Here is a 14,912-nt window from a genome sequence, read left to right as displayed (position 1 = left end):
CCCGTCACGCGCGGCAAACATTGCGAAAAATTGATTTTGATCAAGGGCGATTGCGACATATGGAAACTTGATTTTAGAAGTCAAGTTTCCTATTTCAAGCGGCAATACCCTGAGACCAAAAGTGAAGGGAAGAGAGCGTGCTCGCTCCGTTTCTGATCATGCTTCGCGAAGGCATCGAAGCAGCGCTCATCACCGGTATCGTTGCAACCTATCTCGCTCAGACGGGGCGATCCGAATGGATGCCTGCGGTGTGGATGGGTGTGCTGCTGGCTGTAGCCGTCTCTCTTTTCGCCGGTGCCGCGCTTCTATTCGTCAGCGCCGAGTTTCCCCAGAAGGCGCAAGAGCTGTTCGAGGCGATCGTTGGCTTCATTGCTGTCGCGGTGCTGATCTCGATGGTGTTCTGGATGCGCAAGGCCGCACGCTCTATCAAGAGCGAGCTGCAGCATTCCGTCGAAGCGGCCTTTCATTCGTCGCACGGTGGGACGTGGGGGCTCATTGGTCTTGTATTCTTCGCAGTCGCTCGCGAAGGGCTCGAGTCGATCTTTTTTCTGCTTGCGATCTTTCAGCAGAGCAACGGCCTGGAAGCTCCGCTTGGCGCTCTTGCGGGTATCGCGGCCGCTGTTGTCGTCGGCTTGATCATCTATGTCGGCGGCGTTCGGCTCGATCTCCGTCGCTTCTTCCAATGGACTGGCGTCTTCATCATTTTCGTCGCCGCCGGCATCCTCTCTTCATCGGTCGGCGCCTTGCATGAAGCCGGACTTTGGAACGGCCTGCAGCAGCCCGCCTACGATATGAGCGCGGTCTTGCCGATCTCGAGTGTCCTCGGAACCATTCTTTCCGGCGTCTTCAGCTATCAGGAAAATCCGACAGTCGGCGAGGTCATCGTCTACCTCGGGTTCCTGGCGATCGTTCTCTATCTCTATTTGCGGCCTGTTCGTCCGGGCAGCGTCTCAGTCGAAGCATACCAGGGTAACAATAAAAATGTCCGCGCCTGAGACCCGCCAAGGAAAGCCGAAAGCCCCATCGTCCGGCATTATGTATCTTGGTGTTGCCGGGGCGACGGTTCTCGTACTCGTCGCGGGTGCTGCGTTTTACGTGGCGACCAAGCAAACCCGCCACGATAACGTCGCTGCCGTGTCCGTTGCCGTGACGTCGAAAGCATGTGAGCCCAATTCGCTTTCGGTTCCCGCCGGCGAGCGAACGTTCGAGATTTCAAACAAGTCGGAACGTCCCGTCGAATGGGAAGTCCTTGACGGCGTGATGGTCCTGGCAGAGCGGGAAAACATTGCGCCGGGCTTCAAGCAGACGCTGAAAGTGCGTCTTGCCCCGGGCACCTACGAAGTCACCTGCGGACTACTGTCGAACCCGCGTGGGACTTTGCATGTCACCCCATCGCAGGAAGCGAACGCCGAGCCTCCGAAGGCGACGATGCGCGCGCTTCTTGGGCCGATGGGCGAGTATAAATTTTACCTCGGCCGTCAGAGTTCGGCGGCATTGCGCGATGCCCAGGAACTTGCCGACGCCATCAAGACCGGCGACCTCGCCAAGGCCCAGTCTCTCTATATCATAGCGCGGCAGCCCTATAAGCGCATCGAACCGGTCGTGCATCGCTTTGCGGATTTGCAGAATACGATCGACCCGGTCGCAGACTATTTCGAGAAGCGCGAGAACGATCCGGCATTCGTTGGATATCATCGCATCGAACGCGGGCTCTTCGTCACGAAAAGCCTGGATGGTCTTAGCCCCATTGCCGACCGTCTCGTCGCCGATCTCACGACGCTCAATGAGCGTCTGAAGGCGATGAAAATGACGCCGGGCATTCTCATCGATAGCGCGGGCAATTTCACCACGCAGCTATCGCGTGATCGCCTGCCCGCGAAAAACGACAGCATTGCCGAAACCGACATGACCGATCTCGAAGCCAACCTTGATGGCATCGACAAGATCGTCGGTTTGCTTCGGCCGGTTGTGAAGCCGGTCAATCCGGACCTCGCTCACAAGATCGACGCTACTTTGACCGCCACGAAAGACGAAGTCGCCAAACAGAAGAGCGACGCCGCGACGGCCTCTTCGACGTCTGCCAGCCCGGGTCAACGCAAGGAGCTGACGGCGGCTTTCACAAACCTCGCGGACGCACTCAATGAGTTACCGTCCGCTATTGGGATGAATTCCAATGGTACATGATCAAAAAAGCCCGACTGATCAGCACAGATCCGTAAGCACCGACCGCCGGAAAATTCTGCTCGGTCTCGGTGTTGCTGCTGGCGGCGCGTTGACATCAGGCCTCGCCGTTCAGGAAGCGCGCGCGAACGACAAGCAGGTGACTGACGCGCCCGAAAGTCATCGCACAGACGTCGAGCAGAGAGTTCCGTTCTACGGCCTCCACCAGGCTGGCGTTGTCACGCCGCGGCCGGCCAATGGCATGTTGGTTTCACTCGACGTGATCACCGATACTCCTGCCGACTTCGAGAAAATGATGCGTAAGCTGACCGAACGCATCGTGTTTCTGACGCAGGGTGGCACCCCACCGGAATTAGACCCCAAACTGCCGCCGGCCGATTCAGGCATTCTTGGTCCTGAAATTCAGCCCGACAATTTGACGATCACGGTCGGCCTAGGCAACTCAATGTTCGAGACGCGCCCCTGGCTCAAACGCCTGAAGCCGCGTCATCTCCAGCAGATGACTCAATTCAAGAATGATGCTCTCGACGCTGAGCTGTGCCACGGCGATCTCTCACTGCAGTTCTGCTCGAACACGGCCGATACGAACATTCATGCGCTGCGCGACATTCTGAAAAACATGCCCGAATACCTCGTTCCGCGCTGGAAGCAGGAAGGTAGCGTTCCAACTGTACTGCCCGAAGCGGATGGATCGATACCGAGCGCACGCAACTTCTTGGGTTTCCGGGACGGCTCGGCCAACCCGAATTCCAATGACAAGCCGATGATGGACGAGATCGTCTGGGTCGGCCAAGGTCACGATGAGCCTGAGTGGGCTGTCGGCGGCACGTATCAGGCCGTCCGCATCATCCGTAACTTCGTGGAACGCTGGGATCGCACCCCACTTGGCGAGCAACAGCGCATCTTCGGTCGCAAGAAGATGTCCGGTGCGCCGATGGATGGTGTCAAGGAGACCGACGTCCCCAATTACACGAAAGATCCGGATGGAAAAATCACGCGCCTTGATGCGCACATCCGGCTTGCCAATCCACGAACTTCCGAAACGCGAAAGAACCTTATACTACGCCGGCCGTTCAACTATTCGAACGGCATCACCAAGAACGGCCAGCTCGACCAGGGGCTGCTGTTCATTGCCTACCAATCAGACCTCGAAAAGGGGTTCATTGCCGTGCAGTCGCGGCTCGATGGCGAGCCGTTAGAGGAATACATCAAGCCAATCGGTGGCGGTTATTTCTTCGTTCTTCCAGGGGCGCGGGAAGCTGGCGACTATCTGGGCCGAAAGTTGGCCGAGGCCGCGACGGCGGATCCGTCGACACGTTCCTAGAAAACCCCTTACCCAATTAAGCACCGGAGGGACGACCGATGAAACGACACTTGTTGGCTGCGACTGCGCTCGCAGCGGCGTTTGGATATGCTGGCTTGGCATATGCCGAAGACGACGATTCAAAACTCGTTGAGCCGCTCGCCGCATACAAGAGCTTTGTGGCCGATCACACAGAGAAACTTCTCGAAAACACGACGAAGTTCACCGAGGCCGTCAAGGCTGGCGACATTGCCAAAGCCAAGGCACTCTACGCGCCGACGCGCATGGACTATGAAACGATCGAACCGATCGCCGAACTCTTCTCCGATCTCGATCACACGATCGACGCTCGCGCGGATGACTTCGAGGCCAAGGAAAAAGATCCGAAATTTTCGGGCTTCCACCGCATCGAATACGGCCTTTGGGAACAGAAAAGCACGAAGGACGTCGCCCCTTATGCCGATCAGCTTCTTGCTGACGTCAAAGATCTCAATCACCGCATCGAGAATCTGACGTTCCCGCCGGAGACCGTTGTCGGCGGTGCTGCAGCCCTGATGGAAGAGGTAGCCGCGACCAAGATTTCGGGCGAAGAAGATCGCTACAGCCATACCGACCTGTGGGACTTCAAAGCGAACTTCGACGGCTCGAAGAAGATCTACGATCTTGTCCGGCCGCTCATCGAGAAGGATCACCCTGACTTCGTGAAGAAGGTCGACGGTGACTTCAAGGTCGTCGACGACACGCTGGAGAAGTACAAGACGGCTGACGGCTACGAGCTTTACGACAAGCTGTCGGACGAAGACCGCAAGGTTCTGTCAGCCAAGGTCAACGCTCTGGCGACCGAACTTTCAACGCTTCGCGGCAAGCTCGGTTTGAACTGAAAAGCGCCGGTCGCTTTGATCTGACTACGGCCTCGGTCGACGTTCGCCTCGTGCGGATTTGCGACCGGGGCCGTAATTGCATTCATTTCTGCGAAACTCGGCATGTTTGTCGCTGAAAAGACACAACTAAACGGCGTCTTATTGTTGACTAATAATGTAGACTTTCATATTCTCAGTCGTATACCCGGCAAACGTCGGGATCTTCATTGCGATCACCTCCGGGGGAGGGTTTCGCAAAGAGGAGGCAAGCCCGCCATTGTGCGCTTAAGCGCCTAGCCAGCCAGCCCCGTATCAACACGGAATAACGGGGGACGATAGGATGGCTGTGCGCGGCGTTGATGATTCGAGTAATGCGCGTTTGATCGCGGTGGGATTGCATCAGGTTCCCGCTTGCAAAAGCTTTGGCAAGGCGGCCTTGGCGCTGACCGTGTCGGCCGCAGCGCTGACGTTGGCCGGAACGGCATTCGCACAAGAAACACCGCTGCCGGGCATCGACGTTCAATCCGCGCAAGCGAAGAAAAGCAGCGCTCCGAAAAAGAAGCCACAGGCTGCTCCAGTCCAGAAGACTGCTAATTCGGCGACGCCTCCGCCGGCGGCGAGCGAAGGCGGCAATCAAGCCGGATTGATTGACTCGCCCTATAGCACGCCGGCTGGTGTGAGCGTCGCGGGTCAAAGCGAAATTCAGACGTTCGGGCAGACCAATCTTCAAGATGTGTTTCGTTCGATGTCCGGGGTCTCGACCGGCGACGATCCGAACAATCCCGGCATCGCAGTCAACATACGCGGCTTCGAAGGCGAAGGCCGCGTGAATATGACGATCGACGGTGTGCGGCAGAATTTCAGATTCACTGGCCATACGGCATCGGGTTTTGCCTATGTCGATCCATTACTTCTGGCGAGCATCGAGGTACAGCGCGGCTCGGTTTCGACAGCGGGCGGTGCAGGCGCTCTCGCTGGTACAGCGGACATGCGAACGCTTGATGTCGATGATGTGCTGAAGCCGGGGAGCAACTACGGCGCGACAGTCCTTTCCTCGTGGGGAAGTAATGGCGTCGGATTCTCCGAGATGGGTGCGGGAGCCATCCGCAGCGGGGCGATCAGCGTTATCGGCGCCATCAGCAAGCACGATCAGGACGATTACGATAACGGTTTGGGTCAGCGCGTGCCCTACACCGATCAAGACCTGATCTCTGGTTTGGCAAAAGTACACATCCAGATCGATCCGGAACAGCGGTTGTCGTTCGGCACAGTGCTATACAACAACGACTTCACCGCAAATTCCTACAATCAGAATATCGATTCGAAGATCTACACTGCCCAGTATTCCTACGACCCCATCGGCAATGATTTCGTACATTTTCGCGCCAATTTCTCTGGCAGCGACCTGACGATGAAGTACGGGAGCGGTATCGATGGCGCCTCTGCTGCCGAAGGCCGTAAGATCAATGATCTTGGTCTGGGCTTCACCCTGCAGAATACGTCGCTATTTGATCTTGGTGGCATCCACGTCAAATCGAACTACGGCTACGAATACTTTCATGACAAAGTTGACGCCTCAAACGCGCTAGATCCGAGCGCTGGTGGCGGTGTCAATCCGTCCGGCAATTCAACGATCCGTGGCGCGTTTTCTGAAACAACCTTCTCAAAAAGCATCTTCGATTTTATCGTTGGTCTGCGCTACGACGACTATAACTTGAACGGCCACGGGGACGTGACGGAGCCCCATATTCCGCCATACTTGCTTCCCTACCTGCCGCCTGGATACACGCCGGCGCTACCGAATGGTCTTTCGCTCGGACCGTACCAGGTCGACAAAAGCGACGGTGGTTTCAGTCCGAAGTTGACGCTTGCCGCAAAGCCGGTCGAATGGTTCCAGCCGTATGTGACCTGGTCGAATTCGTTCCGCGCTCCAACCATCTCGGAAACGCTTCTCGACGGCACGCATCCAGGCAGTGTCTTCGAGCCCAACTTTTTGCCAAATCCTCTTCTTCAGCCTGAATCACAGAAGGGGTGGGAGTTTGGCTTCAATTCAAAGATCAACAATATCTTCCAGTCCGGCGATCAGTTCCGCTTCAAAGGCGATTACTACACGATGGACGTGGACAACTACATTACGGCCGCGTGCGACGACTTCGGAATTATCTGCACGTTCATAAACAACCAAGGCACTTCGAAAGTCGAAGGTGTCGAACTGCAAGGCACGTACGATGCGGGTTATCTCTTCGCGGGTCTGAGCTATAGCCATAACCATACGACGCTTCCGTCGCAGATGGATGGCCTGGGACTGCACAGCTATCTGCCTGGCGATCTTGCGACCGTCACCGGTGGCCTTCGCTTCTTTGCTGAGCGTCTGACGGTCGGTGCAAGAGCGAATATCGTTTCCGACAGTCAGAAGGCCGATGTGAACGTTGGTTCCGACGGCGTGCTGACTTACGAGGGCTATACGACCTACGATCTCTTCTCGAGCTACAAGGTCACCGACGACATCGACGTCTCTCTCAACGTGACAAATCTCACGGACGTCGCCTACACGCCTGCGCTCAGTGCTCCTGCCACTGGCGATGCGCCGGTCGAAACAGGTCGCGGCCGCACGTTCCTGCTCACGACAAAGGCGAGGTTCTAGACCACGGGGCGCGATCGCACGGAGAAGAAGTTCGGGCGTCGGCGGAGGAATTCGCCGACGCCATCATGACAAAAGCCAGTTTGTTGTAACCGGAGGCGAGCGAACGTGACGCTCATCGAACGCAATGACCACCCGCGCCGCGATGAACGTTCGCGAACGGGTGGGGGCCGCGCGCTCGATGCCTCGGCCGGATCCAATATCGTCGCGTTCGACTTTGCCAAGGCGCTCAGTCGGGCGGAAAACGTCGCCAGACGAGCGGTGGTGCTTCCGCCGTTCAAGATCGAAAAGCCATTGGACACGGCAAAGAGTGCTTCCCAAAAGCTTCTCGTTGCAGCCATCGCAATTTCGACTGTATTGCACGGTGGAGTCATTGCCTCGATGTTTATGGGAAACTCTGGCGAGCAATTCGGCACGCTTTTGGATAACACCGACACCTTCAGCCTCTCAATGGAGCAGTCGGTCGTTCTCGAGTCGATCTCGACGGAAAGCGTGCAGATGGCATCAGCCTCTGCAGCGGCGTCTCAGGCCGGGAGCGTCCAAGCCGCGGAATCGAAACCGCAAGAGCTTGCGGAGTTGGAGAACGATCCGCTTTCAGATGAACCGCCGCCGAAGCCGATTGATGTTGCCGACGTCACGCCGACCGCGCTGACGCCGACGGACGATCCGCTGCCGGTTATTCGCGGTGGGGGTATCGAGCAAGCGGTAAGCGAGATCAAGGCCGATCAGATCGCTGAGATCGAGGTCAAGGAAATGCCGGAGGCGGTCGAAACGAAAGACGACAGCCCCGCGAAGGCAGAAAAGAAAAAGGAAGTCGAAAAGGAAAAGAAGACCCCGCAGCAGGAGTCGCATGCGCAGGTCGCTGGCAGTTCCACTTCGCGCTCTAATGCATCTCAAGCTTCGGTAAGTGGCCGGGTCTCGGCGAGCCGGGGAAATGCTTTAAGCTATGGTGCGCGTGTCCGCGCACAACTGGCGCGCAATAAGCCAACAAGCATTGGCGTCCGCGGCACGGTCCGCGTTTCATTCGGTATCGCCGCTGACGGCGGCATTCGATATCTCAAGATTTCGGAGTCTTCAGGCAGCGCAACACTCGATGCCGCCGCGCTGACTGTTATTCGTAAATCGGCGCCGTTCGGCGAGCCGCCGGCGGATTTGACGCCAACGCAGCTCGCCTACGTCATTCCGTTTTATTTCCGCTGAGCCGATCCTTTGGCCGGCGCCGTCTGCGCACGAGCGGCGGCTGAATCTTCCATCAGCTCGTACCACATGGCGTTGAGAACGGCGAAAGCGGCTGCCAGCGGAAGGCCGAGAAGCCAAGCGAAATACCACATGATAGTTCTCTCCTTTCCAGTGGCTCAGTAAGCGTGGCCGTGGTCGTCACGGATCGCTTTCTCGTCAACCTTTCCCCACATCACGTGATAGACCCACGTCGTGTATGCAATGATGATCGGCACGAAGATCACCGCGCAGACGAGCATGATGAAGAGCGTCAGGTGGCTCGACGATGCATCCCAAACCGTCAAGCTCGACCGCGGGTCGATCGAAGACGGCAGAAGAAATGGGAATATCGAAACGCCAACCGTCGTAATGATTCCCGCGATGGAGAGTGACGACGCCAAAATCGTCGCGATTTCCCGTCGGGCGTTCATGAAGACGTAGGTAGCGCCGGCGCCGATTATTCCAAGTACGGGCGCTAGGATCGTAAGCGGATACGAGCCATAGTTAGTGAACCACGCCCCCGACGCTTTGGCGACGGTCTTTGCCAGCGGGTTAGACGGTCCTACTGGATTGACCGTGCTCGTGATCTGATAACCATCGATTCCGAGCCACAGCACGACACCGCCGATAATGAAGAGAGCAATGGTCGCAAGTGCGGCGGCGCTTCCAAAGCTGCGGGCACGGTCAGCGACCGGACCCTCCGACTTCAATATGATCCACCCGGCCCCGTGCATTACGAGCATGGCGACGGAGACCAATCCGCAGAGCAGGGCAAACGGATTGAGAAGTTCGAACAGCGTCGTGCCGTCGTAGAAGATCCGAAGATCGCTGTTGAAGTGGAACGGCACGCCGCGCAGGACATTGCCGACCGCGACGCCGAAGATCAACGCCGGAACGGCACCGCCGACAAACAGCGCCCAATCCCACGTTTCGCGCCATCTCGTACCTTCGAGTTTCGAGCGGTACTTGAAGCCGACCGGCCGCAAGATCAGCGCGAACAGAATGGCGAACATCGCAAGATAGAAGCCGGAGAACGAAACCGCGTAGAGCGGCGGCCAAGCGGCGAAGATTGCACCGCCTCCGAGGATCAGCCAGACCTGGTTACCTTCCCAAGTCGGTCCGATGCTGTTGATCACCACACGGCGTTCAACGTCTGTTTTGGCGACGAACGGCAACAAAGCCGCGGCGCCGAGATCGAAACCGTCCATGACGGCAAAACCGATCAGCAGAATGCCGAGCAGCAGCCACCAAATGATACGAAGCGTATCGTAATCTATGAACTGATGCAGGATCATTGATCTACTCCGCAGCGACGAGATTGGGAGAAACAAGAATAGCTTCCGGCTCGTCGTCAGGTTGAGGACCGGAACGAATCGCACGGATCATCAGGCCCATCTCGATGATGAAGAGAACCGAGTAGACCGCAATGAAGCCAAGAAGCGTCAGGAGTACGGTGAATGCACCGAGGCTCGAAACGGCGGCGGCGGTCGGCAGGATACCTTCGATGATCCATGGTTGCCGCCCGAACTCGGCAACGACCCATCCGAATTCCGCCGCGATCCACGGCAGCGGGATGGCGAAGGTCGCGATGCGAAGCAGCCAGGGGTAATGGTCAAGCCGCCTGCGCGCCGACAGGTAGAAGAACGTCGCCATCAACGCGATGAAGAAGAAGCCCAAACCGACCATAACGCGGAACGCCCAGAACAAGGTCGGCACGCTTGGTATCGTATCAATGGCGGCTTGTTCGATCTGCGCATCGGTCGCTTTGCGAGGATCATCGACATAGCGCTTCAGCAGAAGCGCATAACCCAGATCGTTGCCGTTCTTCTCAAGTGCGTCGCGCGCTGCCGGGGGAATCTTGGACGGATCTCCAGCCGCGCGTATTTGCTGAACTGCATCGTAAGCCAGGATGCCATTGCGGATCCGCGTTTTGGCGCTGTTGACGAGTGCGTCGATGCCCGGAATTTGCGTCGTCAGAGAGCGGGTGCCGATCAGGCCCATGACCCACGGGATCCGGACGGCAAAGTGGGTCTCGCGGGCTTTCTGGTCGGGGAAGCCGAACAGCGTGAAGGCCGCGGGAGCGGGCTCAGTTTCCCACATCGCTTCGATGGCTGCGAGCTTCATCTTCTGATGTTCGCTCGATAGGTAGCCGCTTTCATCGCCCAGGACGACGACCGAAAGCGCCGCCGCCAGACCGAACGAAGCAGCGACCGTCATGGATCGCTTGGCGAGCGCGACATGGCGACGATTGTACAGGTACCAAGCGGAGACACCGAGAACGAAGACGGAAGCCGTCACGTAGCCCGCCGAAACCGTGTGCACGAATTTTGCTTGCGCCACCGGATTGAAGACGACATCGAAGAAGTTCGTGACTTCCATGCGCATCGTCTGCGGATTGAATGCCGCGCCGACAGGATTCTGCATCCAGCCGTTTGCAATCAAAATCCAAAGCGCCGAGAAATTCGATCCGGCTGCGACGCACCACGTCGCGACAAGGTGGCCGACCTTAGACATGCGGTCCCAGCCGAAGAAGAAGAGACCGACGAATGTCGCTTCCAGGAAGAAGGCCATCAGGCCCTCGATCGCGAGAGGCGCGCCGAAGATATCGCCGACGTAGTGGCTGTAATAGCTCCAGTTCATTCCGAACTGGAATTCCATGACAAGCCCGGTCGCGACGCCGACAACGAAGTTGATGCCGAACAGCGTGCCCCAGAATTTCGTCATCTGTCGCCAGATATGGCGGCCGGTCATCACATAGACCGTCTCCATGATCGCGACGATGATCGAAAGTCCAAGCGTCAACGGGACGAACAAGAAGTGATAAAGCGCCGTCGTCGCAAATTGCAGGCGCGAGAGCGCCACTATGTCAAGTTCCATCTGCTTTCCCGACTCCCGGTCGGCCTCCTTCCGAAATGACGGCGCTGAAGAAACGCCGCCGGAACAATTGTCGTCAGTCCTGTCTCAGGGTTGAGAGCAGGGCTTCGAATTGAGAATCTCCGCGCGATGCCTGACCGATCACCCGTCCGTCCTTCATTGCAATAAGACGATCGGCGATTTCGGCTTCCCTGCGGATATGCGTCGCAATGAGCAGTGTGCATTGCGCCGCGTTTGCCGACAGCCGCCCAAGGACGTCACGTGCCGTCGCGTCATCAAGGCCTTCGGTCGGTTCGTCCAAAAGCCAAAGTGGTGTTTTCCGAAGAAAAAGCCGCGCCAACGCCAAGCGGCGCCCCTCGCCGCCCGAAAGCCCGAGACCGTCCTCGCCTAGGCGCGTGTCGAGACCGTTCGGAAGGGCGTCGAGATAAGGCTTTAGTCCGGCGGACATCATGGCGCGTCTCAGGCAATCATCATCGGCGGTGGCATTCGCAAGTCGAAGATTGTTGCGAAGGGTATCGGTGAAAAGTTCGGTGCGTTGTGTGAGAAGCGTCGAAGGGACACTTCGAACCGCACCATGATCGGGAGAAAGTTCGCCCGCTATGACGAATATCAAAGTCGATTTTCCAGATCCGCTGCTCCCGATCAGAGCAACGCGTTCGCCAACCCGGAGTGATAGGGTGATATTTTGGATCGCAGGCCGGTCCGCATGCCCGTAATGGACCGAGGCCGTATCTAGCGCGCATGCGGTGCCTGACGGTGGCGATGCCACAGAAGCATGGGGAGGCGGTTCGAGGCGAACTGCGACACGGCGCGCGGCAACGCAGGTCCGTCCAAGCTCGATGGCACCCCGACGCAAGGCAGCGAACGGCTCAAGAGCCCCGATCGTGACAAGGACAGCGAGCGCCATTATGGGCGCACCGATTTCGGCATGCCGGGCAAGCTGAAGCGTGACGAAAAGCGCCGAGGCGATGAGAGTGGCGCTGACGATGCCAAGCGCTGCACCGGACGCGACCTCAGCGAGATTAAGCTCGCTGTCGGCATCCGAGAGCTTCCGATCCGCCTCGGCGATGGCACGGCGCTGTGCTCCAATCCGCCCGGACATGACGAGGTCGGTTTGCCCCAAGACCAAATCGATAACGCGAGATCGCAGCGCTTCAAGCGCAAGAACGCGCCGTTGTGCGGGGCGTTCGGCAACGCGCGCGGCGATCAGCGGAATGCCGAGCCCGGCCATGGCAAGAAAGACGGCAAAACCAATGCCGACGGCGGGCAGGATCGCGCCGAAGCACAAGCCGATAGCCAATGCGGCGGCGATGGCGGCGGCGGCCGGAACGACCACGCGTAGATAAAGAGAATCGAGCGCATCGATATCTTGCGTCAGACGAAACAAGAGTGCCGCAGGGCGCATACGCAACTTTTCCGCCTCCCGCATGGCCGCTGAGCCGCGGAAGAGCCGTTCGCGAAGTTCCGCCAAAACGCTGAGCGTCGCGTCGTGCGTAACGAGGCGTTCGCCATATCGGCTCACCGTCCGCGCCAATGCGAAGAACCGGATGCCGGCAGAGGGCGAAAAGACGTCGAAGGCCAAAGCGGTCGCTGCACTCAGTCCAGCAATCGCCGTTGCCGTGATGAACCAGCCGGAAAGACTAAGCAGCGCCAGACCGCACAATGTGGTTGCGGCGTTGAGGCCCAAGCCGAACAGAAGCTTGCCACGCGGTCCACGCCAGAAAAGCGAAAGTATAGGCGCTAGGTCCCGCGAAACTCTGCTCATGCCGCTCTCTCCAGCGGCCGGTTACCCAAGCGCACGATGCGATCCATGCGCCGCGCCAATGTCAGATCATGTGTCGCGATGATCATTGTCTTGCCGCGGCCAAGTGCGATCAGGCTGTCCGCTATGTCGTTTGCTGTTTCGGCGTCGAGATGCGCCGTCGGCTCGTCGGCAAGGATGATCCCGGCATTAGGGCGAGCGGCGATCCGGGCAATGGCGAGCCGGAGAGCTTCGCCGCCGGAAAGGCCGACGCCGTTCTCGCCGATGGCATGTGCGCCCCGCGCGACGGCGAGCGCGCCGAGCTTTGCGAATTTCAATGCGTCGGCGATGTGCGCCCTATCAATCTTCCGGCCGAGCGCGACGTTGCTTGCCAGCGTTCCGGCGAAGATGTGCGGCCGCTGACCGATCCAGGCCATACCGGAGCGCAGGTTTGCGGCGGTATTGTCGGTAAGACCTTGGCCGTCGATCAATATTGTTCCTGCTGCCGGACGCGCGAGGCCGGCTATCAGCGCGAGGAGTGTCGACTTTCCGGTGCCGCTCGGACCGAGCAGCGCCACATGTTCCCCTGGTGCGATGGACAATTCGAAGCGATCGAAGACCAATCCGTCGCTGTCGCCGTACCGAAATGACAGTTTATCGATCCTAATGGCGGGAGCGCTGGTCAGATCTGCCACCGCGGCTTTCGAATGGGTGATTGAACCAGGGATCGTACGCCCGGATGTCGACAGTCGGTTAAGTTCGTCGATCGCGGCGCGCCCTGCAGCGCGATCGTGCCAGACGGCGGACAGCTCGCGAAGCGGCTCGAAGAAGGCCGGCGCCAGAAGCAGAATGAACAAGCCTCCGCTCAAGCCGAGATGCACACCCCATGTGCCGAAGTTCAGCTGCCCGAGAAGATAGAAGCCGATGTAAACGGCAACCATCGCCACGCCGAGCGCCGCAAACAGTTCAAGCACGGCTGAAGACAGAAAGGCGATGCGCAGCACGGTCATCGTCCGCGTGCGCAAGTCTTCGGCATTGGCGCGAAGCCGTTTCGCCGTCGCGTCGACTGCTCCGAGCGAACGGATCGTAGTGATGCCACGCAACCTGTCGAGAAGGAAGGCATTCATGTCGCCTGTCTTCGCGAGTTGCGCTTCGCTCGCTTCCTGCGCGCGCCAGCCGATCAATGCCATGAAAACCGGAATGAGTGGCGCCGCGAACAGCAGTACGATGGCAGCCGCCCACGACAGCCACAAGACGACAGCAAAAAGCACGATGGGCACGACCACGGCGCGCAGCTTGGCAACCTCGAAGCGCGCAACGTAAGGCACGATCATCTCGGCTTGCTCGGCAATAACGCTCGCGGCTTTGCCAGCTTCAGGACGTTCGATATCAAGTGGTGAGCGTTCGGCGAGCGCAGCGACGGCTTGTTGCCTCAGTCGGCTCGCTACGCTGCGCCCCGCACGAAAGGCCATGCGGCTTCCAAGGCTATCGAGTACGGCTCTTAGAACTCCTATCGCGAGCACTCCGAAAGCTGCCCACGCACTGCCGGTTGATGCATCTCCGTTCGCCACGTCGCCGATGGTCACGGCAATAAGGGCGGCCTGAGGTACCCACAGCAGCGAGGCCGCAATCTGCAGCGCCGCACTTTTTCCATGGACGGTCGTCTTTAAGCGTGCCGGCTGCGCCGATTGATGCGCGTTTTCTCCAGCGACGGCGGCTTCTGACGCCATTCCTTTGGTCTTTCCCCGGAAAAGTATCCCGATCAATAGGGTGCAATCAGGCGACGATAATTGACTAATATCAAAACTTGGCTACCAGATTTTACGTTCAAAAAAACCTTTATCGACGAGAATATCTCTACTGGAGCCGCCAATGAAAGCGGTCCTCGCCGCACGATCGCAATTGAGCTAAAATTTACATCGCTGATTGACGCACCAGTTCAAACAGTTTGCTAGCGTCGCAAGAGACTAGTCGGAAAAGAAGAACGATTTAAAAATGCGTCTAACGAGCGTGCGCAACTTTGCAATTGCACCCGTGATACTCTCGATGATATCGGCGGCATCAGCCCAGGAACCGAATTTTGGCGCTTATGCG

The 14,912-nt window shown here is 58.3% G+C and carries 11 protein-coding genes; 6 read left to right on the top strand and 5 right to left on the bottom strand.

What is annotated here, in order from left to right; all coding sequences use genetic code 11:
* Window positions 1–137 precede the first annotated feature (137 nt).
* From efeU to HYPMC_RS17260, 6 genes are all read left to right on the top strand, one after another.
* Window positions 138–995 (top strand): iron uptake transporter permease EfeU, encoded by an 858-nt coding sequence (gene efeU / locus HYPMC_RS17285; protein ID WP_013949345.1) that lies wholly within the window; start codon window positions 138–140, stop codon window positions 993–995.
* Window positions 982–2,184, top strand: a complete 1,203-nt coding sequence (gene efeO, locus HYPMC_RS17280) for an iron uptake system protein EfeO (RefSeq protein ID WP_013949344.1) — start codon at window positions 982–984, stop codon at window positions 2,182–2,184. The genes efeU and efeO (HYPMC_RS17280) overlap by 14 nt, the downstream gene beginning before the upstream one ends.
* Entirely contained in the window at window positions 2,174–3,505 is a 1,332-nt protein-coding gene (efeB, locus tag HYPMC_RS17275) for an iron uptake transporter deferrochelatase/peroxidase subunit (RefSeq protein WP_013949343.1), read from the top strand. The genes efeO (HYPMC_RS17280) and efeB overlap by 11 nt, the downstream gene beginning before the upstream one ends.
* Before the next feature lie 38 nt (window positions 3,506–3,543).
* Window positions 3,544–4,365, top strand: coding sequence for an iron uptake system protein EfeO (gene efeO, locus HYPMC_RS17270; RefSeq protein ID WP_013949342.1), 822 nt, complete (start codon window positions 3,544–3,546; stop codon window positions 4,363–4,365).
* Window positions 4,366–4,684: 319 nt separating this feature from the next.
* Window positions 4,685–6,988 (top strand): TonB-dependent receptor domain-containing protein, encoded by a 2,304-nt coding sequence (locus HYPMC_RS17265; protein WP_013949340.1) that lies wholly within the window; start codon window positions 4,685–4,687, stop codon window positions 6,986–6,988.
* 105 nt (window positions 6,989–7,093) lie between these two features.
* Window positions 7,094–8,185, top strand: a complete 1,092-nt coding sequence (locus tag HYPMC_RS17260) for a TonB family protein (RefSeq protein WP_013949339.1) — start codon at window positions 7,094–7,096, stop codon at window positions 8,183–8,185.
* Here HYPMC_RS17260 and cydX read toward each other — a convergent pair.
* From cydX to cydD, 5 genes are all read right to left on the bottom strand, one after another.
* Window positions 8,173–8,316 carry a cytochrome bd-I oxidase subunit CydX gene (gene cydX / locus HYPMC_RS23845; protein WP_081741001.1) on the bottom strand — a complete coding sequence of 48 codons (144 nt, stop codon included), beginning with the start codon at window positions 8,314–8,316 and terminating at the stop codon, window positions 8,173–8,175. The genes HYPMC_RS17260 and cydX overlap by 13 nt on opposite strands.
* A 24-nt stretch (window positions 8,317–8,340) precedes the next feature.
* Entirely contained in the window at window positions 8,341–9,498 is a 1,158-nt protein-coding gene (cydB, locus tag HYPMC_RS17255; RefSeq protein ID WP_013949338.1) for a cytochrome d ubiquinol oxidase subunit II, read from the bottom strand.
* 4 nt (window positions 9,499–9,502) lie between these two features.
* Window positions 9,503–11,080 (bottom strand): cytochrome ubiquinol oxidase subunit I, encoded by a 1,578-nt coding sequence (locus HYPMC_RS17250; RefSeq protein ID WP_013949337.1) that lies wholly within the window; start codon window positions 11,078–11,080, stop codon window positions 9,503–9,505.
* Window positions 11,081–11,153: 73 nt separating this feature from the next.
* Window positions 11,154–12,842 carry an amino acid ABC transporter ATP-binding/permease protein gene (locus HYPMC_RS17245; RefSeq protein WP_013949336.1) on the bottom strand — a complete coding sequence of 563 codons (1,689 nt, stop codon included), beginning with the start codon at window positions 12,840–12,842 and terminating at the stop codon, window positions 11,154–11,156.
* The gene (gene cydD, locus HYPMC_RS17240) at window positions 12,839–14,548 is read right to left on the bottom strand and encodes a thiol reductant ABC exporter subunit CydD (RefSeq protein WP_013949335.1); all 1,710 of its coding nucleotides are present in this window, start codon (window positions 14,546–14,548) and stop codon (window positions 12,839–12,841) included. Before cydD ends, HYPMC_RS17245 begins: the two co-directional genes overlap by 4 nt.
* Between the last annotated feature and the right edge of the window lie 364 nt (window positions 14,549–14,912).

This window comes from Hyphomicrobium sp. MC1 (assembly GCF_000253295.1).
In the GTDB taxonomy this organism is placed as follows: Bacteria; Pseudomonadota; Alphaproteobacteria; order Rhizobiales; family Hyphomicrobiaceae; genus Hyphomicrobium_B.
Note: the sequence above shows the minus strand (reverse complement) of the source record. Positions and strands in the feature narration are given on the sequence as shown.

Coding starts and splice junctions, on each gene's coding strand:
- efeO (WP_013949344.1), top strand. CDS start 982: ATGTCCGCGCCTGAGACCCGCCAAGGAAAGCCGAAAGCCCCATCGTCC.
- efeB (WP_013949343.1), top strand. CDS start 2,174: ATGGTACATGATCAAAAAAGCCCGACTGATCAGCACAGATCCGTAAGC.
- efeO (WP_013949342.1), top strand. CDS start 3,544: ATGAAACGACACTTGTTGGCTGCGACTGCGCTCGCAGCGGCGTTTGGA.
- HYPMC_RS17265 (WP_013949340.1), top strand. CDS start 4,685: ATGGCTGTGCGCGGCGTTGATGATTCGAGTAATGCGCGTTTGATCGCG.
- cydX (WP_081741001.1), bottom strand. CDS start 8,316: ATGTGGTATTTCGCTTGGCTTCTCGGCCTTCCGCTGGCAGCCGCTTTC.
- cydB (WP_013949338.1), bottom strand. CDS start 9,498: ATGATCCTGCATCAGTTCATAGATTACGATACGCTTCGTATCATTTGG.
- HYPMC_RS17250 (WP_013949337.1), bottom strand. CDS start 11,080: ATGGAACTTGACATAGTGGCGCTCTCGCGCCTGCAATTTGCGACGACG.
- HYPMC_RS17245 (WP_013949336.1), bottom strand. CDS start 12,842: ATGAGCAGAGTTTCGCGGGACCTAGCGCCTATACTTTCGCTTTTCTGG.
- cydD (WP_013949335.1), bottom strand. CDS start 14,548: ATGGCGTCAGAAGCCGCCGTCGCTGGAGAAAACGCGCATCAATCGGCG.